The sequence below is a fragment of the Peristeroidobacter agariperforans genome (genome assembly GCF_004138335.1).
GTDB classification, from domain to species: domain Bacteria; phylum Pseudomonadota; class Gammaproteobacteria; order Steroidobacterales; family Steroidobacteraceae; genus Steroidobacter; species Steroidobacter agariperforans.
Map to the genome: position 1 here is coordinate 675,790 of NZ_RYFW01000001.1, position 19,203 is coordinate 694,992.

Consider the following 19,203-nt stretch of genomic DNA (forward strand, 5'->3'; position numbering starts at 1 on the left):
CCGACCTGCATGCCCTCGTCACGTCGCTTCTCGAAGCGGAGCGAGACGCTGGGGACCGCGGGTTTCTCGAGCCCCCCGTTCGCACGACCTCGCCCGCGCTTGAAGCCGATATGCACATCGGACCGTATCGTTTGTTGCGGCGACTCGGTGAAGGCGGCATGGGCGAGGTATGGCTCGGACGTCGCGACGATGGTCTCTATGACGGAGAGGTCGCGATCAAAACGTTGCATCCGTATTTCGCCGGCGGCGCGTTGAGAGAGCGTTTCCTGCGCGAGGCGCAATTGCTCGGACGCCTGACGCATCCGAACATCGCGCGCCTGCTCGATGCTGGGTTGAGCGCTGACGGCTCGGTCTATCTCGTGCTCGAATACGTTCGCGGCGTGAGCATCGACACGTGGTGCGACGATCACGAGCTGGATGTCGAAGCGCGCTTGAAACTGTTTCTCGACGTCTGCAACGCGGTCTCGCATGCGCATGCAAACCTGATCGTGCATCGCGACCTCAAGCCCTCGAACATTCTCGTCACTCACGAAGGGCAGGTGAAGCTGCTCGATTTCGGCGTTGCCAAGCTCGTGGAATCCGAGCCGATGACCCATCGCACCGACCTCACACGCATGACGGGGCGAATCTTCACGCCCGAGTATGCAGCGCCCGAGCAGATTCTCGACCAGCCGATCACGACGGCCACCGATGTGTATTCGCTTGGTGTGCTGTTACATGTGCTGCTGACCGCGAATCGCCCTTACATATCGGGCTCGAGCACCGTCGAGATCGAGCGCGCAGTCGTCCATGATGAACCGATGCGACCGAGTCGCGCGGTTGCCGGTGCATCCGATGCAACCCGGATCGCCACCGCTCGTTCGACGACGATTGCCCGGCTGCGGCGTGCGCTCTCGGGCGACCTGGACAACATCGTCACGCATGCGTTGCGCAAGTCACCTTTGGAGCGCTATCCGACAGTGTTGGCTCTCGCGGAAGACGTGTGGCGCCATCTGCGTCATGAGCCAATTCTTGCGCGCCAGGAAAATCTCGCCGCGCGCTCGCGCAAATTCGTGCGTCGGCATCGCGCTGGTATTGCCGCCTCGGCGCTCATCGCGCTTGTTCTCCTTGCCGGTATCGCGGGCGTGATCTGGCAAGCGCAGGTGGCGCGAATGGAGGCGCGCAAGGCGGGCGCCATCCGCGATTTCCTGATCGGTATCTTCGAACGCAACAGCGTGTCACATCCCGACGGTGCGAGAGCGCGACAGGTCACCGCGGAGGAATTGCTTGCACAAGGCGCGAACGAGATTCGCACCGGGCTCGCAGATGCGCCGGAAATTCGCGCCGAACTGCTTGGCGTCATCGGCCGCCTCTACGGCGCGCTCGAAATGCAGAAGGATGCGCTGCCGCTGCTGCAGGAACGTCTCGCGCTCCAACGCAGATTGCTGGGCGACGCGCATCCCGCCGTCGCCCGCACGCTGAGCGATCTGGCGAGCAGCCAATTGCAGAGCGGCGACTATCCGGGCGCCGAGCGCAGCGCGACCGAGTCGCTCGATATTTTTCGTGCGCACGGCGATGAATCGGTGCTGGAGTATGCGGTTGCGCATGTGACGCTCGCGCAGGTGTCATACAGGCTCGGCAAAGCGCAGGACGGCAGAATGCGGCGTTATCTGGAAACGGCGCGAGATCTTCTGGCAATCCACCATTCCCGTAGTTCCTGGCGGCTCGAAGTGCAGTCGGCCCTGTCGCGTGTCGCGCAGAGCGAAGGCGATCACGCGGCAGCGCTGAAGTACGATCAGGTAGCGGTGCAGCTCTTCGAAACGGGAGCCGTCGACTCGCATGGCATCGCTCGCGGCGGTGTCTATCAATCGCTCGGCAATGGACTCAACTGGATGTGGCGAAACGACGAGGCCGAACGCTATCTGCGCAAGGCCATCGTCGAATTCGACGGCGCCGTCGGTGCGGACCACCCTCTTGCAATCGACGGCCGGCGCGAGCTGGGCTCGTTTCTCGGCTGGATCGGACGGCGCGAGGACTCCAAGGACACGCTCGAGGGCGCGCTGCAGTCACAGATCCGCAGACGTGGTGAAGACGATCCGCAGTTGACGAGCATCATCCGCTTGGATTTGGGGCGCGTGCTTATGATGCGCGGTGAGTACGCAGAGGCGGAGCGCCAGCTGCAGCATGTCATCAGGACCTGGAAAATCAGCGGCCAGCCCATCAATGCGCCCACCATGCATCTTGCTCGCATTCACACCGAGCAGGGCCGCTTCGACGTCGTGATGCAAGAGCTCGAGGATATCGAGGCAAAGGCCGTGAGCCACTTCGGCAAAGGTTCTTGGTGGCATTCCGTTTCGATCAATCGCCTGGGCGCTTTGGATCTGGCACGCGGCAGACTGCAAGACGCGGAGCGCTTGTTCACGCGCACGCGCGACGAGGGATTCGATCGTCCGGGCGAGTTCGGTCCGAACCGTGCGTACGCCGAAGTAGGCTTGCTGAGAATCGAACTCTTGCAGAGAGCCGATGCAGAAGCTCTGCAGCGCGCACCGACGCTGCTGTCGCAGATCGAATCATCGCGCGCGCGTAGTGACATGCCTGATGAAGAGGCGGCCGCCAATATGCTGCTCGGTGTTGCGCTCCTGCGCGCGGGCAAGGTGCAGGAAGCCGGAGCACACCTGCAGAAGGCGGTGGCGATACGAGAACGTATGGATGCGCCTGAAAGTCTCTTGCTCGCAGAGACGCGGCTCCACTTAGCGCAGCAACAACATCGGGCCGGCGAACGTGCTAATGCGCGCGCGCTGACCCAACAAGCAACCACGGCCTTTCAGATGCAGCCGTACGTCGGGCCGCAATATCGCGAGTTGCTGAGCGAGACACGCAGGATGATCTCGACCTGAAGCGCTGATCTTCGATTCAACTTAATACGACAATCATTGCGCGCAGCTCGGACTCGATGAGCCGTTCCAGCGCGCGATTCCGTCTTCATGATCGGAACTGGATCGTGGAGCGAATATGTATAGAGTCGATGCGAAGGCGGTCGGCAGCGTGGTCGCGCTGGTTCTCATCGTGGCTGCTTGCGGCGGAGGCGGCGGCGGTTCACCAAGTCCGCCGGCTGCGCCACAGCCGGCGCCGGTGCCGGCGACGTATACAGTCAGTGGAACCGTCAGTGGTCTGACCAATCCCGCCGTACTACAAATCAGCGGCGCAGCTGACGTTGCCGTGAGCGCGAATGGCTTCGTGACGCTGCTGACTGGCGTCGCGAGCGGCACGTCGTACACAGTGACGGTGCGTACGCAGCCGTCGAATCCGCGCCAGGAGTGCACGGTGACGAACGGCGCGGGTACCGTGACCGCGAACGTCAGCAATATCGCGATTCAATGTATCGATGTGCCGCTGACGTTGTCATCCAGCACGCCGATGCATACCGCGACGGCAGCGGCTCGCAGCGGCGACATGGTCCTCACGTTCTCTTCGCCGCTCGACGCGAGCGTTCCGGCTTCAGCGGTCACGCTACAAAACGCGGCGGGCGTCGTGTCGACGACGTTCACGACGACCGGGAATCAGCTCATCATCACGCCCTCTCAGCGCCTGCTGCCTGCGATGGCGCACGCGCTGACTGTCGGCACGCAGCTCAGGGGAACAGGCGGCGAGCAAATGACCGCGCCCGCGGTCGTGAGCTTCACTACCGAGGATGGCGCGTGGGGTCAGGCCCAGATCATCGAGACCTCCGTCGGTTCGCTGCCGGCGCCGCAGCTCGCGGTCCGCTCCAATGGCGAGGCCATCGCAATCTGGCAGGACACTAGCCTTGGGAATCAGTTGCATCACACGGTGACAACGAACCGGTACGTTGTTGGTGCTGGTTGGGATTCACAGCCGCGACATATAGCTTACTCAGCGGGCGGAGGAACCATCGATGAACCGAGGATCGCGCTGCCCGCGACCGGCGATGCAGTCGCCATCTGGACGCAAGACGACGACGGAGCCGGCAGCGGAGTTTCCAGCATCGGAGCAAACCGCCGCGCAGCGGACGCGGACTGGAATTCAAACGACGCGGCGTTCATAGAAAGCGGCGCTTTTCTCGCCTCGAGCCCGCAGATCGCGCTTGATGCGCGTGGCAATGGCGTCGCCGTTTGGGTGCAGCGAGACGGCAACTTGCAGTGGAATATCTGGGCGCGGCGCTATGCATCGAACAGTGGGTGGGGCGGGTCGATGCTCATGGAAGCGAGCTCATCTCTCACGGCCTTGCCCCAGGTTGCAACTGCCAACAACGGCGATGTGGTGGTGGTTTGGCTGCAGTTGGACGGCGGCTACTACAGTGTGTGGGCGAACCGATTCACCGCGGCAAGCGGTTGGAGCGACGCCGTGCTGATCGAGACCGACGACGGCCAAGCAATCAACCCGCAGGTTGCGATGAGCGCGACCGGCGACGCCGTCGTCGTCTGGAGGTTCTCTGGCGCGTCGGGCGACAGCATTCGTGCGAACCGATATATCGTCGGCAAAGGCTGGGGCGACCACGTCTCGATCGGGACGACTTCGAGCTTCGCGGCCGGCGCTCGGATCGCGATCGATGCGAACGGCAACGCGATCGCTGTCTGGCAGCAGCAGGATGGCCAACGTCAGGACATCTTGGCGAACCGATACGTCTCGGCTACTGGTTGGGGCGAGCCTGCATTGCTCAACACGGGCGACGCTGGCAATGCGCGAGCTCCGCAGCTCGCATTCGATCCGCGCGGCAACGCACTGGTGGTCTGGGAGCAGCACGACGGCACACGCATGAACATCTGGGCACGGCGGTATGTGGCCGGCAGCGCGTGGCTCACCCCGACCCTCATCGAAGGCGATGACGCCGGGGACGCGGACGCGCCGCAGATTGGTCTGGATGCCAGCGGCAACGCGATCGCCGTCTGGCGTCAGGAGGACGGCCAACGTTTCAACATATGGGCGAACCGCTTCGAGTGAAGCAGGCGCACCTGAATCTAAAGCACGCGTGAGCCGTAGCGCCGGCCGATTCCGTCTTGATGCACGAAGGGACGCCTGTCGCCGACAGCGTCCCGCGAACATCAGCGGGAGAAGTTATGGATGGTGCGTCGGGATATGGTCGATCAAATACAGCGTGCTGGCAGTACAGGCGTGGCTGGCCGCTCATAGCGGCAATGGCGCTCGCCGCATGCGGCGGCGGGGACGGCGGATCGTCCACGCCCAATCCACCGAAGCCTCCGGCGACGAACAGTCCGCCGACGGCCGATGCGGGTACAGACCAAGCGGTGCTCACCGGCGCGATAGTGACGCTTTCCGGAACGGGCGCCGACAGCGATGGCAGCGTTGCATCCTATGCCTGGACGCAGACAGAGGGTTCGTCGGTCGCGTTGACTGGCGCCAGCACGGCAACCGTCAGTTTCACTGCGCCTGATGTAGCGGCCAGTCTGACGTTCCGGCTCGAAGTGACCGACAACCGCGGCGCCACGCATGCAGACACGGTAGCCGTGATCGTCGATGCACCTCCACCGCCACCTCCGCCGCCGCCCACCGCGCCCGAGATCGTACGCCAACCGACGAATCCTTCGACGGTGGAACACGGCTCGGCGCTGATCTTCGTCGTCGCGTCCGGCCAGGATCTGAACTACGAGTGGCATAGCAGCCAGTCCCACATCGTCAAGTCCGGTCCCGAACCATTCTTGCTGCTCGAGGATCGCGGGCTGGTAGATGACGATGACTGCTATCACGTCGTCGTCAGCAACGGCGCCGGGAGTGCAACCAGCGAGCCCGGCTGCATTACAGTCGAGGCGCTCGGCCCATTCGATCTCGATCCGACTGACGAGGACATCGACGACGAAGACCACGTCTCGCTTGCGTTCGGCAACACGTTGTTCGATATCGCTCAGCGCATCGTGGGCGTGCTTACGGGATCGACGCTGTTCGGCGCCAATGGCCTGATGCAAACCATGGCGGGAGCGCCGCCGGAAGGCGTGCCCTGCGGCTATGGCGGCAGCTTCGTCGGAGGGACACTCGACGGCGCGCCGGTCTCGCAAACACTGCTGCTGCCGCTCGGCCGGCACACGATCTCGATGATTTGGGAAGGCGAGTGCCGACCGACCTCGGATCACACTGTGCCGACGATGGGTGGCGTGCTCGTGACCTACGATTTCCCAGAGACGTTTGGGGTGGGATCGGTGACCTGGCACATGAGCGGACATTTGCGCGCCTCGAGCGCAGGCGTATCGAGAGGTTGGATGAACGGGATCGTCACCGCGACGTTCGCGACTGGCTTCGACCTCAGCGGCCGTCGCGTCGACAACATCGACATTTCGGTACTCGACGGACTCAGCGTGACGGCCCTGCGCAAATCGGGATCTTCATCGGCTTCCAACCAGATTCGCGTAGACCGGCGCTTCAGCGCGGACTCATCCATCGTCGAACGCTCGGTCGTGGACTTCGATGTGAGTCTCAACTTCTACGATGTCGAAGGGTTCGAGGGCGTCGTCAGTCAAGCGGGCGACGGCGGCCTCGAACTGAACCACGACCCTGAAGGTGAAGGCGGGTCCTCCACCGACGAGTTCGAGGTCGGAATCGGTCCGCAGGACATTGGCGCCCCGTCATACACGCTGTCCACATTGGTCCCGCAGTTCGGTGGGAACGAGATGCCATGGAGCTTCGAGGTCGTTCCTCGGCCTGAATGTCCGGAAGGGCAAGTCTGTGTGGATCCCTGAGTCGGCAGGCGCCGGGAGCGCCAGAGGTGCCTGCCCACCGCCGGTAAGGACGCGAGCGTTGCTGGCTGGGCGCATCTCTGTATCATTCACGCCCTGCATAACGGCATGGCCGCATCATGGCCGTGCCGTCCGATTGGAGACTAATTGATGGCCGTCGACGCCGATGCCGTTCTCGCCTACCTGCGTGGACTGCAGGATCGCATCTGTACGGCCATCGAGCAGGTCGATGGCGGCGGCAAGTTCAACAGCGACCGTTGGGATCGAGCCGAAGGCGGCGGCGGCGACAGCCGCGTATTACGCAACGGCAAAGTGTTCGAACAGGCCGGCGTCAACTTCTCGCATGTGATGGGCTCTCGCCTGCCGCCCAGCGCCACTGCTCAGCGACCCGAGCTTGCCGATGCGCAATGGATGGCCACTGGCGTGTCGCTCGTGTTTCATCCGTGGAATCCTTACATCCCGACGACGCACGCCAACGTGCGTTTCTTCAACGCGATTCCGAAGAATGGCGCGTCGGGTGCCTGGTGGTTTGGCGGCGGCTTCGATCTCACGCCCTACTATCCATTCGACGAAGATGTCCTGCACTGGCACCGGACCGCGCAACAGGCATGCGAAGGCTTCGGCGAAGATGTGTATTCGAAGCACAAGAACTGGTGCGATCGCTATTTCTTCCTCAAGCATCGCAACGAGACGCGCGGCGTCGGCGGCCTGTTCTTCGACGACCTGAACGAATGGAGCTTCGAGCGCTGCTTCGACTATCAGCGCAGCGTCGGCGATCACTTCCTGAAGGCGTATCTGCCCATCGTCGAGCGGCGCAAAGACCATCCGCATGGCGAACGTGAACGCCAGTTCCAACTGTATCGTCGCGGCCGCTACGTCGAGTTCAACCTGGTCTACGATCGCGGCACGCACTTTGGCCTGCAGTCCGGCGGCCGCACCGAATCGATTCTGATGTCGTTGCCGCCGCTGGTGCGCTGGGAATACAACTGGACGCCCGAGCCCGGCACTGCCGAAGCGCGCCTCTATGCGGATTTTCTCCGGCCACGCGACTGGCTGCGCGAGCTGAAATAGAACGGCGCGAGCGCACAAACTTTGGTTTGTGACATTCAGCGCGCCAACTCGCCCTTCACCTGCTCTCTCACCGGCTTGAACGCCAGGCCATTCGAGCACACGATGAAGTTGCCGCGCCGATCTGAGTGATACGCGTAGCGATTGCCGCTCGCCTGCAGCACGACGCGATAGCCCGGCACGATCATCTGCGTGTACATCTGTCCGGGCTGCGGGCAACCCATCGCGCCATCCGGCCATTGCTGCTCGGTGGCGCTCACTACAGTGACCGCATCGTGCTTCACCAGCGCTCGGCGAGCCAGATCGTCCTGGAATATCGCGAGCAACTGCGGCGGCACTTCGGCCGAGCCTTGCACAGGCGCAGCCTCCTCGCCCGGCGCGCGCATGGGCGGCATCTTCTTCCCTCCATTCCTGATCGCCTCCACCGATGCCGGGTCGGCCGCTGCAGCGCTCCGGCTCGTATCGACACGCGAGTTGCCGGTGCAGGCCGCACTGAGCGCCGCCAGCACGAATACGGTCAGGAACGAAGAGCCTCGCGCTGGAGAATTCAGTACGATCATGGATCTCTCCCGTTAAAGTTCCGCCGTGAATTATCGCCACGTGTTCCATGCCGGCAACTTCGCCGATGTCCACAAGCACATCGTGCTGCTGGCGCTGCTCGACCGACTGAAGCGCAAGCCCAAGCCGTTGTTCTATCTCGACACTCATGCGGGTCGAGGGTGGTACGACCTGCTGTCCCACGATGCATTACGCGGCAACGAATGGCAGGACGGCATCGGCCGCGCGCTGCGCATTGCCCGCGCCTCTCCAGATCTTCGGCGCTATCTGGACGCCGTTAGTTCCCCGGAAGAGATTTCCGCGATCACGACGCAACGCTATCCGGGCTCGCCGGTGCTGGCGGCACGCGATCTGCGGCCTGGCGATCGCATCGTGCTGGTCGAAAAGCAAATCGCCGAGGCGCAAGCGCTTGAACAAGCGACGCGCGGTAGACGCGGAGTGTCGGTGGTGTGTGGCGATGGTTACGCCGCGCTGAAAACATATCTACCGCCACGTGAGAATCGTGGCCTGGTGCTGATCGATCCGCCCTACGAATCGGAAAACGAATTCACGCAAGTCGAGAAAGCCCTGCTGCTCGGCCTGAGCCGCTGGCCCAATGGCATGTTCGCAGTGTGGTATCCGATCAAGCTGGGCCGCGAGACGCAGCGGCTGCACCTGTCGCTGCAGAATTCCGGCTTGAGGAAGCTGCTGCTGGTCGAGCTGAGCGTACGGCCGGCGGATTCGCCGCTCGGCTTGAACGGCTCCGGCCTGATCATCGCCAACCCGCCCTGGCAGTTCGACGAGGAGATCGCGCCGGCGCTGCGCGAGGCGCACGCGGCGTTGTCCGAAGACGGCGCCGGCGGCGTGAATATCAGCTGGCTGGTGCCGGAGTGATCTAAGCCGCCGCCTTCTTGCCCAACGCCTTGCACTGCTTGTACCGGAAGCAGCTGGTCAGGTGATCGTTCACCATCCCGGTCGCCTGCATGTGCGCATAGATGATGGTGCTGCCCACGAAACGGAAGCCGCGCTTTTTCAGATCCTTGCTCAAGGCGTCCGACTCCGGGCTGGTGGCCGGAACCTTGCCGTGCTCGGCAATGTTGTTCTGAATGGGCTTGCCGCCGACGAAGCTCCACAAGTGCTTCGCGAAGTCGCCCTGGAACGCGAGAAAGGCCTTGGCGTTGCCGATGGCGGACTCGATCTTCAGCCGGTTGCGGACGATGCCCGGATCCTTCATCAGCCGCGCAACGTCCCGCTTGCCGAATTTGGCAATGCGTTCAGGGTCGAAGCCAGCGAAGGCGGCTCGATAGCCCTCGCGCTTGTTGAGAATCGTCGACCACGACAGCCCCGCCTGCGCGCCCTCCAGGATCAGGAACTCGAACTGGGTGCGATCGTCCCAGGCCGGCACGCCCCATTCCTTATCGTGGTATTCCAGGTAGAGCTCATTGCCGCCGAGCGGCCAGGTGCAGCGAGTGGGTTCACGCATGGGGCTTAGTATGCAACGGGTGTAGACTTTGGCTGTCTATAAGTTTGGTCCATAGTTTGGCAGTCACGCCCGCCGGAAGCCGTCATGTTTAATTTTCAGTCAGGAGAATTCCCCAGCACGCGCCTGCGCCGCATGCGTTACAGCGACTTTTCGCGCCGCCTGATGCGTGAAACCTCGCTGAGCCCCGACAACCTGATCTATCCGATGTTCGTGATCGAAGGCCAGTCGCGGCGGCAGACCGTGGACAGCATGCCCGGCATTGAGCGCGTCAGCGTCGACGAACTGGTGCGCGAGGCCGAATCTTTGGTCGAGCTGGGCATTCCCGCACTGGCGCTGTTCCCCGTCACTGATCCGGCGGCCAAGAGCAACGACGGCAAAGAGGCGTGGAATCCCGAGGGCCTGGCGCAACGCGCGGTGCGCGCTGTCAAGAAGGCGGTGCCAGAGCTGGGCGTGATCACCGACGTCGCGCTCGATCCGTATACCTCGCACGGCCAGGACGGCATCACCGATGCATCCGGTTATGTGGTGAACGACATCACCGTCGAAGCGTTGGTGAAACAAGCGCTGTCGCACGCCGAAGCTGGCGCCGATGTGGTTGCGCCGAGCGACATGATGGATGGCCGCATCGGCGCGATTCGCGAGGCGCTCGAGTTGGGCGGGCACGTAAACACCCGCATCCTCGCCTACGCCGCGAAGTACGCGTCGAATTTCTACAGCCCGTTCCGCGATGCCGTCGGCTCGGCCGCGAATCTCGGCAAGGGCAACAAATATAACTATCAGATGGACCCGGCGAACACCAACGAAGCGTTACGTGAAGTAGCGCTCGATCTGCAGGAAGGCGCAGACATGGTGATGATCAAGCCGGGCCTGCCCTATCTGGATATCGTGCGCCGTGTGAAAGACACCTTCGGCGCGCCCACGTTCGTCTACCAGGTGAGCGGCGAATACGCGATGCAGATGGCCGCGTTTCGCAACGGCTGGCTGGATGAGCGCGCCATCGTGTTGGAAACATTGATGTCCATTCGCCGCGCCGGTGCGGACGGGATTCTCACGTACTTCGCCAAGAAGGCGGCGGCCTGGCTCAAAGAAGCGAGGTAAGCGCCATGAACGACACCAGCATCGATCGCTACGCCGTGGTGGGCTATCCCATCCAGCACAGTTGGTCGCCGTTCATCCACGGTCTGTTCGCCAAACAGACCGGCCAGGCGATGAGCTACACGCGCCTGGCGGTGACGCCGGAAAACTTCGAGCGCGATGTGGGTGCGTTCTTCGCTTCGGGCGGCAAAGGATTGAACATCACGGTGCCGCACAAGCAGGCTGCGAATATCGTGACTCGATATCGCACGCCGCGCGCTGAGATCGCACGTGCCGTGAATACGCTGGTCTGGAGAAGCGACGGTCTGCTCGGCGATAACACCGATGGCGCCGGCCTCGTTACCGATCTGACGCGCAATCTTGGTTTCGATATTGCTGGCGCGCGCATTTTGTTACTTGGCGCCGGCGGCGCCGCGCGTGGCGTCATGGGCCCGTTGCTCGCAGCCGCGCCTGAATGCATCGAGATCGCGAATCGCACCAAGCAGCGCGCCGTGGAGTTGGCGGAAGAGTTCGAGCTGCTCGGCACCGTGCGCGGCTGCACGTTCGAGGATGTCAGCGATGGCGTCTTCGATCTGGTGCTGAACGCCACCTCAGCCAGCTTACAAGATGACATCCCACCCATTCCTCGCACTGCGATCGGGCCAGCTACGTTGTGTTACGACATGGCGTACGGCAAGGGCGATACCGCGTTCACCCGCTGGTCGAAGACGGTCGGGGCGGGACGCGCGGAGACAGGTTGGGGGATGTTAGTTGAGCAAGCGGCGGAAGCGTTCCTGCTCTGGCGCGGAATGAAGCCCGATACGAAACCCGTGCTGGAAGCGATCAAAGCGCAGGCATAACGAAGAAGGTGTGTGTTACGCCTGAGCTCGCAAGTACTCGTCCTTGACCTTGACGTAGTGCGCGGCCGAGTACGTCAGGAACGCGATTTCTTTCTCCGTCAGATCGCGCACCCGCTTGACCGGGCTGCCAACGTACAGGCCGCCGGTCTTCAGCTCTTTGCCTGGCGGGACAAGGCTGCCGGCCCCGATCATCACGAAGTCTTCGGTCACAACGTTGTCGAGCAGGATCGTGCCCATGCCGATCAAGCACGCGTTACCGATCGTGCAGGCGTGCAACGTCACGCGATGACCCACTGTGACATCCGAACCGATAATCAACGCTCGCCCGCCCGGCGCGTAGGGGCCATCGTGCGTCACGTGCAGCACCGAACCGTCCTGAATACTCGTGCGAGCGCCGATCTGAATCGAATGCACATCGCCGCGCACGACCGCGGTCGGCCACACAGATGAGTCGTCGCCGATCGTTACCTTGCCGATAACGACCGCAGCAGGATGCACGTAAACACGGGCCCCCAGCGTCGGCGCAACGCCCTTGTAAGTTTCAATTGTCATGGCGCGTTAGGGCGAGCGCAGCGCTCGCCATGCAATCTCATCTGTGCGTGAAATTTATGTGGCCGCGTCATGCGGCCAACCCCAACTGCTTCAGCAACGGCTCAATCGTCGGCTTCCGCCCGCGGAACTCGACAAACGCATCCATCGCATCTCGACTCCCGCCCTGCTCCAGAATCGCCGACAGGAACTTACTCGACACCGCACGATTGAAGATGCCGCCTTCCTCGAACGCACTGAACGCATCCGCCGCCAATACTTCAGCCCACTTGTAGCTGTAGTACCCGGCAGCGTAGCCGCCGGAAAAAATATGCTGGAAGCTGTTCGGAAATCGATTGAACGCCGGCGGTTTCACGACGGCGACCTGCGACCGGACTTCGCCAAGCGTCTGCAGAACCTTGCTGGCCGCGCCCGGCACGAACTCACTGTGAATGCGCAGATCGAACAGCGCGAACTCCAGCTGCCTCACGGTCTGCATGCCCGCCTGGAACGTGCGTGTACCCAGCAAACGCTGCAGCTCTGCCTCCGGCAATGGCTCGCCGGTTTCGACGTGCGCCGAAATCATCGGAATCACTTCCGCTCGCCACGCGAAGTTCTCCATGAACTGACTCGGCAGCTCGACCGCATCCCAGGCAACGCCATTGATGCCTGCGATGCTCGGATAATCCACGCGCGTCAGCATGTGGTGCAGGCCATGACCGAACTCATGGAACATCGTCACGACTTCGGAGTGAGTCAGCAGAGACGGCTGTGAGCCCACCGGCGGCATGAAGTTGCAGACCAGATAAGCGACCGGCAACGCCGTGGCGCCACCCATGTGTTTGCGACCCACACACTCATCCATCCACGCGCCGCCGCGCTTCTTGGCGCGAGCGTACAGGTCGACGAAGAAGCTGCCGCGCCTCGAACCGTCGTCATTGAGGATGTCGTAGAAACGAACATCGGGATGATAAATGTCGACGCCAGTGCGTTCGGCGATCTTCACGCCATACAACTTCTCGGCAACCGAGAACATTCCGGCCAACACACGCGGCAGCGGGAAATAAGGACGCAGCGCTTCCTCAGACAGATTGAACCGTTCGCGCTTGAGTTTCTCGGCGTAGAACGCCACGTCCCAAGCGTTCAGCTCGCGACCCGCAAACTTCGTCAACTCGTCGAACTCGTTTTGCGCGACCGGCTTGCTCTTCGTCGCCAGCTGCTCGAGAAAGCCACGCACTTCGGGCACCGACGAAGCCATCTTGGTCGCGAGCGAATATTCGGCGTAGTTCGGATAGCCAACAAGATTGGCGACCTCGTGACGGACCGCAAGAATCTGATCCATCAATTCGGTGTTGTCCCAACGGCCTTCATTGCCATCCTGCTCGGACGCGCGCGTCGTCCAGCCATGATAGAAGTCCCGACGCAGCGGCTCGTGCGCCGCATGCATCATCACTGCGGTGTAGTTGGGCGCATCGAGCGTGAACAACCACCCGCTCTGTTGCTTGGCTTCGGCAGCGGCACGCGCGCGTTCGACAATCGGCGCGGGCAGCCCTTCGATTTCTTTCCCATCGGTGAGCAGACGTGACCACGCGTTGGTCGCATCGAGCACGTTCTCATCGAACTTCGACTGCAGCGTGGCCAGCTTCTCGACCAGATCCTTGTACCGCTGTTTCTTGTCGGGCGGCAGCGCGACGCCAGCCAGACGGAAATCGCGCAGCGCGTTCTCAACCAGCTTGCGCTGACCAGGCGACAGCCGCGGGCCTTCCTTCTTCAGCACCGTCTCGTACGCCTTGTATAGACGCTCGTTCTGCGCGAGGTCGGTGTTCCAGGCGGTGAGCAACGGCAGGCAGGCGTTGTAGGCGGCGCGCAGCTCGTCGCTGTTCACGACGCCATTCATGTGACCGACGGGCGACCAGGTGCGGGACAGGCGATGCTGCATTTCCTCCAGCGGCACGATCAGCGAGTCCCAGGTGGCCGCGTCGCTCGACAGCAGCCGCTCCAGCTCCGCCCGGTTCGCGTCGAGCAAAGCGCGGATCCTGGCCTCCACTTCGGCAGGCTTGATTGCAGAAAATACCGGCAGATCGTTGCTCGGTGCAGTCATGATGAACCCCGGATCCTGAATACGAAGGACAGCGGACTGCCGATTGTAAGGAGCCGGACAGTCCAATGACACCCGCCCCGTGGTCCGGGGCAGAGCGTTCCGAAGGTTTTTGGGGACGATTAGCTGGATTTCACCCAGTAGACGATCGCAATCGCGATGCCTGCGACCACCACGACCCAGCGCAGGACAGCGGGCGGCAGCTTGCCGGCCAGCTTGCCGCCGATCGCACCACCGATCAGCGCACCGACAGCCATGACCGCAGCCGCAATCCAGACGACCTGATCGGAGAACAGGAAGAACACCGCAGCGGCAATGTTCACGCTGAACGCCAACACCTGCTTGAGCGCGTTCAGCCGGGTCAGAGAATCATCGAGCGTCAAGCCGAGCACGGCCAGCAACAGCACGCTCATGCCCGCGCTGAAGAAGCCGCCATAGATGGCGGCGGCGGCGATCGGCAGTGCCGAGAACCATGCCGTGTGATGGTTTTGCGAGGAGTTCGCCAACCGCCTGGCGACGAATTTCTTTACCGGCTCCTGCACAGCGAGCAGCAACGACGCGGCGAGAATCATCCAGGGCACGAGAGCGGTGAACGTGCGCTCGCCAGTGCGCAGCAGAATCATGCCGCCGGCAAGACCGCCCAACACAGCCACCGGTACGAGCAGCAGGAGTTGCGCGCGTTGACCTTTGAGATTGGGCAGTTGCGCGATGGTTGCGCCGAAATAGCCAGGGCACAGTGCGACTGCGTTGGTGATATTTGCCGCCACCGGAGGCACGCCCACCGCAACCAGCACCGGAAAGCTGATCAGTGTGCCGCCGCCGGCCAATGCGTTGATCAAGCCGGCCCCGACCGCCGCGAGTGCGGCGATCAACAAATCCCAGGACGTCATCACTTAGCAGCTGCCTCTATTCATGCCCCGACCCCGTGGTTCTGGTTATGAGGGACGGGTCATCGTACCTGAAACGCCATACCCGCCATGCCGCTAGCCCAGGCAGGAATCGCTTCGTAAAACAAACATTCACCGGTCGCACCGGCAAGCGCGCCGGCGAGTGCGATCCAAGCATTGACTTCGAGACCGCCATTGCCCGCATCGATCAGGATCTGTTCGTTGCTGAGCTTCGCCAGGCTCGCGCCTGGACCGGTCGCCAGCATGTCCATGAACCAGCGATCCCATTTCTCGTTGACTCGCCCTTCCTCGGGCACGCCCAGCCAATGTGACAAACCGCCGCCGGCCAGCAACGCGACGCGCTCATCGGCCTTGCAATACTCGGCGACATACGCGCGCAGCAACTCTCCAAGTCGCCAACTCTCGTGCGGCGTCGGCGCCGGCGTGTACACCGTATTCACATACAACGGCACGATGGGCAGCTCGCGCTTGGGATCGACGATGCCAAGCGGAATCATGACGCCGTGATCCGGCCGCAAGCGCGTTGGCTTGGCCAGCCTGAACCCACGATCGTTAGCAAACATCGCGAAGCCGGTGGAGAACGCAGCGTCGCCCCGAATCGGATCCGTCGGCAGACCCATATCGCCATAAGGCGTGTACGAATCGGCAGTGCCAATCGCAAACGGCATGGGCTGATCGAGCCGGAAGTTGTTCAAATGATCGCTTGTGATCACGACCAGCAGCGTCGGGTGAGTCTCGCGCAGCTGGCGCCCCAGCTCTTTCATGCCCACGAAAACGCGCTCGGCCTGCTCTTCGAGCCCGCCGGGAGCGCCCAGCACGTGCGACATGGCGAACGCGCCCACGATCTTGCCCATGGTCAGCGCCTCGCGAAGTAATAATCGATGGGGAAGAACGGCATGGTCGGCCGGCCCGACCAGATCAGCCATTTGATCACCAGATTGGGATGAATGCCGAGGCGGTGCAAGTCGTCACGACCGCCGCCACACAAAATCTCGCGCACGTCAGCGGGCACATCGAAGCGATCGAATAGCACATCGGGGCTGGTTCGAATCAAGCCGCGATCCGTGGGCGTCTCGATCAGGTGCTCGATCAGCTCGTGCACGCCGCGCGGCGGAGTCGCCACCTCAGTTCACCGGCTGCGACAGGAACCGATCGACGGCCGCGCAGAAATCGGCGGTGTGCTCGATCATCGCCCAATGGCCGCAGTGAGGCACGATGTAGCCCCAGCTGTTCTCGAGCAGCTCGAGGAACCGATAGGCGCGCGCCAGCGTCGACACGCCGTCTTCCTTCCCGTTCACGATCAACACCGGTTGTTTGATCTTGCGCAGCTCGTCTTCCGGATAGTTCAGCGTGCCCTTGCGCGTCTCGGCGTTCACGGCCGACAACGCCGCCTTGGCGCCCGGCTCGTGAGTCAGGTTGTAGCGATACTGAACCAACTCTTCCGGCGGCGAATACTTCGGCGATGTGAGGCCGGCGATCACGCGACGCATGCCGTCGACCGTGAAATCGTAGTTCAGGTTGTGCAGCAACTGCGGCGACGGACGTTCCGGAATCGGCAAACCGGCGCTGCCCATCAACACCAGTCGCTCGACGCGCTCCGGACGTTGCAGCGTCGCGCCGATACAAGTCGCGCCACCCATGGAATTGCCGACCAGAAACGCCTTCTCGATGTTGAGCGCATCCAGCAAGGTCACCAGTTGACGATTCCGGCCGGGCTGATCGTAGGTATAGCCGTCCGGTGAAGGCTTGTCGCTGCGACCGAAGCCCACCATGTCCGGCGCGATCACACGATATTTCTTCGCGAAGATCGGAATGCACTCGCGCCAGTTGCCATACGCATCGGCGCCCGCGCCGCCGCCGTGCATGAGCACGAGCGTCGGGCCGCTGCCCGCTTCCAGGTAGTGCGTGCGGATGCCGTTGGTGTCGACGAAGTTCGAAACGAATTCAGTCATGGGCATGGCTCGTCGAAATCAACGCAAGTCTTGCGGCGTCTGAATACCGCGATTCGCGCGGCTCGCCAGGCGCCGCCATTCGAGGATGGTCGTATCCGGCTCGCACAACATTTCATCCACCCAACCGTAATCATCGGCGTAGAACGGCTCGGTCACTTCGCGGGCCCAGATGTCGTCGGCGTTGAAGCCGTCCAGACCGTGCGGCTTGTAAATGGATTCGAAGTTGTTCGCGAACTCCGCACGATCTTCGTCGGTCTGCACCTGCTGGCCGATGGTCTGCACATAAAGATGCGTCTTGCCGTCGATCGGCACGTACCACTCGAACTGCGTCAGGCCCGGCAGCGGGAACTGTTCGACTTTCAATACACCCGGCAGCCAGATCGACGTGCCGACCGAAGCCGACGTGCCCTGCACCTGCTGCGAACGTGGACCGCGCACCACGACGCGACCGTCGATCACGCCATCCCAGATCGGCTTGTGCTGAGCGAAATCGTCGATCACGCCCTTCGGACCGTCGGCCTCTTCGACAACCTTCACCGCACCCGGCAGCGGCGTGTGGCCGATCGGGAAGTTGAACGTTCGGAAGTGACGCAGCGTCGTGTCTTTGTGAATGAAGATATGGAGCGCGTCGAAGCCGTTTTCCGCGCCGAGGCGCCAGTTCGAGTTCACCACGCGATGCTTGCCGAGAATCATCACGTCGTCGTCGAGGAAGCCCGGCGGTACGTCCTGACTCAACGGCGGCACGGGATCCATGTCGCCGATGAACACGAAAATCAAACCCTTCGCTTCCTGGCACGGGAAGCTTTGGATCTTGCGCCGGCCGATCAGCCGGCTGTCGGGCACGGCCAGGATGTTCACCAGCTCGCCGGTTTGGAAACGATACGTGTAGCCGTGATACCAGCAGGTGATCGTGTCCTTGGTGTAGCAGTCCGGCTTGCGCGACAGCGGCACGCCACGGTGCAAACAACGATCTCGGATCGCGTAGACCTTGCCGTCGATGCGCTTCAGCAGCAGCTTCTCGCCGAGCACCTGCAGAGTGGTGAGCTGACCTTCCGCGAGCTCGTTGGAAAAGCGCACCGGATACCAGTGATTGCGGAAGCCCATCTTTGCTTCCACATAGGCACGCCAGTCGCCGACGGCTGCGGCAACTTCGGGGCGAACGCCTTCCGGGGTTTGCGCGTCATCACTCATGATCTACTCACGTCCTCGAATCAAAAATCTGGTTATGCGAACTGCACGCCGACCTGGCCGATGCCGGCGATGGTCGCGTGCACCACGTCGCCCGCTTGCACGCATACCATCGGTCCGAGCGCGCCCGTCATCACGAGCTCGCCTTCTTGCAACGGTCGGCCGAGCTGGCGCGAGCGTCTGGCAAGCCACACCGCTGCGTTGAGCGGACCGCCGAGACAATCGCGACCGTAGCCGCTCGACACCGGCTTGCCGTTCAATGTCATCGTCATCGCGCAGTTCACGAGATCGAGTCCCTCGATCCGTTGCGCGGGTCCGCCGAGCACCAGCACGCCCGAAGACGCGTTGTCGGCAATGGTGTCGACGATGTCGATCTGCCAACCGGCGATGCGACTGCCGACGACTTCGAGCGCCGGCAACACACAACCGACCGATGCGATCACATCGGCCACCGTCGCGTGCGCCATATCCAAGTCACGAGACAGGATCAGCGCAATCTCGGCCTCCACGCGCGGCTGCTGCAGACGAGAAACCGGAATGGTCTCGCCGGTGCCGTACACCATGTCCGCGAACAGCTGACCGAAATCCGGCTCGGCGACGCCGAGTTGCTTCTGTACCGCCGGCGACGTGAGCCCGATTTTTCGGCCCACTGGCCGGCGGCCCTGCTCGACCCAATGCGCGATCTGCGCCAGCTGCACGGCATAGGCCGCGCGCGTGTCGCCCGCATCGAATCGACTGCGGATCGGAGGCAGCGGTGCGCCGCTATACGCATCCAATAAAGCTCGCGCGGTCTCGCCGACTCTTTGATCCATGGTTCGCCCTCT

The 19,203-nt window shown here is 62.6% G+C and carries 17 protein-coding genes; 7 read left to right on the forward strand and 10 right to left on the reverse strand.

The window, feature by feature from the left end; all coding sequences use genetic code 11:
- The first annotated feature begins 110 nt into the window (after positions 1-110).
- The 4 genes from EK373_RS02855 to hemF all read left to right on the forward strand — a co-directional run bounded on the left by EK373_RS02855 (position 111) and on the right by hemF (position 7,754).
- Complete coding sequence (locus EK373_RS02855) at positions 111-2,876, forward strand: serine/threonine-protein kinase (protein WP_129641232.1); 2,766 nt, start codon at positions 111-113, stop codon at positions 2,874-2,876.
- A gap of 115 nt (positions 2,877-2,991) precedes the next feature.
- The gene (locus tag EK373_RS02860) at positions 2,992-4,938 is read left to right on the forward strand and encodes an Ig-like domain-containing protein (protein ID WP_129641233.1); all 1,947 of its coding nucleotides are present in this window, start codon (positions 2,992-2,994) and stop codon (positions 4,936-4,938) included.
- Between the two features lie 194 nt (positions 4,939-5,132).
- Positions 5,133-6,686 (forward strand): PKD domain-containing protein, encoded by a 1,554-nt coding sequence (locus EK373_RS02865; protein ID WP_129641234.1) that lies wholly within the window; start codon positions 5,133-5,135, stop codon positions 6,684-6,686.
- 147 nt (positions 6,687-6,833) lie between these two features.
- Positions 6,834-7,754 carry an oxygen-dependent coproporphyrinogen oxidase gene (gene hemF, locus EK373_RS02870; protein WP_129641235.1) on the forward strand — a complete coding sequence of 307 codons (921 nt, stop codon included), beginning with the start codon at positions 6,834-6,836 and terminating at the stop codon, positions 7,752-7,754.
- A gap of 35 nt (positions 7,755-7,789) precedes the next feature.
- Here hemF and EK373_RS02875 read toward each other — a convergent pair whose 3' ends face one another.
- Positions 7,790-8,311 (reverse strand): hypothetical protein, encoded by a 522-nt coding sequence (locus tag EK373_RS02875; RefSeq protein ID WP_129641236.1) that lies wholly within the window; start codon positions 8,309-8,311, stop codon positions 7,790-7,792.
- Between the two features lie 25 nt (positions 8,312-8,336).
- Between EK373_RS02875 and EK373_RS02880 the strand changes: the two genes are divergently transcribed.
- Entirely contained in the window at positions 8,337-9,182 is an 846-nt protein-coding gene (locus tag EK373_RS02880; protein WP_129641237.1) for a 23S rRNA (adenine(2030)-N(6))-methyltransferase RlmJ, read from the forward strand.
- Position 9,183: 1 nt separating this feature from the next.
- On the opposite strand, the gene EK373_RS02885 is transcribed toward EK373_RS02880, so the two are convergent.
- Positions 9,184-9,771: a DNA-3-methyladenine glycosylase I gene (locus EK373_RS02885; protein ID WP_129641238.1), complete on the reverse strand. Its 588-nt coding sequence runs from the start codon at positions 9,769-9,771 to the stop codon at positions 9,184-9,186.
- A gap of 84 nt (positions 9,772-9,855) precedes the next feature.
- Here EK373_RS02885 and hemB point away from each other — a divergent pair, with 84 nt between their 5' ends.
- On the forward strand, positions 9,856-10,869 hold the full coding sequence (hemB, locus tag EK373_RS02890; protein ID WP_129641239.1) for a porphobilinogen synthase: 1,014 nt from the start codon (positions 9,856-9,858) through the stop codon (positions 10,867-10,869).
- Between the two features lie 5 nt (positions 10,870-10,874).
- Entirely contained in the window at positions 10,875-11,705 is an 831-nt protein-coding gene (gene aroE / locus EK373_RS02895; RefSeq protein ID WP_198683032.1) for a shikimate dehydrogenase, read from the forward strand.
- Between the two features lie 15 nt (positions 11,706-11,720).
- On the opposite strand, the gene EK373_RS02900 is transcribed toward aroE, so the two are convergent.
- The 8 genes from EK373_RS02900 to EK373_RS02935 all read right to left on the reverse strand — a co-directional run bounded on the left by EK373_RS02900 (position 11,721) and on the right by EK373_RS02935 (position 19,191).
- Complete coding sequence (locus tag EK373_RS02900; protein WP_129641240.1) at positions 11,721-12,257, reverse strand: gamma carbonic anhydrase family protein; 537 nt, start codon at positions 12,255-12,257, stop codon at positions 11,721-11,723.
- Positions 12,258-12,324: 67 nt separating this feature from the next.
- Positions 12,325-14,334, reverse strand: coding sequence for a M3 family metallopeptidase (locus EK373_RS02905; protein ID WP_129641241.1), 2,010 nt, complete (start codon positions 14,332-14,334; stop codon positions 12,325-12,327).
- Between the two features lie 119 nt (positions 14,335-14,453).
- Entirely contained in the window at positions 14,454-15,224 is a 771-nt protein-coding gene (locus EK373_RS02910) for a sulfite exporter TauE/SafE family protein (RefSeq protein WP_198683033.1), read from the reverse strand.
- A 56-nt stretch (positions 15,225-15,280) separates the two neighbouring features.
- Positions 15,281-16,093 (reverse strand): DODA-type extradiol aromatic ring-opening family dioxygenase, encoded by an 813-nt coding sequence (locus tag EK373_RS02915; protein WP_129641242.1) that lies wholly within the window; start codon positions 16,091-16,093, stop codon positions 15,281-15,283.
- Positions 16,094-16,095: 2 nt separating this feature from the next.
- Positions 16,096-16,362, reverse strand: a complete 267-nt coding sequence (locus EK373_RS02920) for a hypothetical protein (protein ID WP_129641243.1) — start codon at positions 16,360-16,362, stop codon at positions 16,096-16,098.
- Position 16,363: 1 nt separating this feature from the next.
- A complete protein-coding gene (locus tag EK373_RS02925) occupies positions 16,364-17,191 on the reverse strand; it encodes an alpha/beta fold hydrolase (RefSeq protein ID WP_198683034.1) in 828 nt (275 codons plus the stop codon).
- Positions 17,192-17,209: 18 nt separating this feature from the next.
- Positions 17,210-18,382: a Rieske 2Fe-2S domain-containing protein gene (locus EK373_RS02930; RefSeq protein ID WP_129641245.1), complete on the reverse strand. Its 1,173-nt coding sequence runs from the start codon at positions 18,380-18,382 to the stop codon at positions 17,210-17,212.
- A 32-nt stretch (positions 18,383-18,414) separates the two neighbouring features.
- Entirely contained in the window at positions 18,415-19,191 is a 777-nt protein-coding gene (locus EK373_RS02935) for a 2-keto-4-pentenoate hydratase (protein ID WP_129641246.1), read from the reverse strand.
- Positions 19,192-19,203 lie beyond the last annotated feature (12 nt).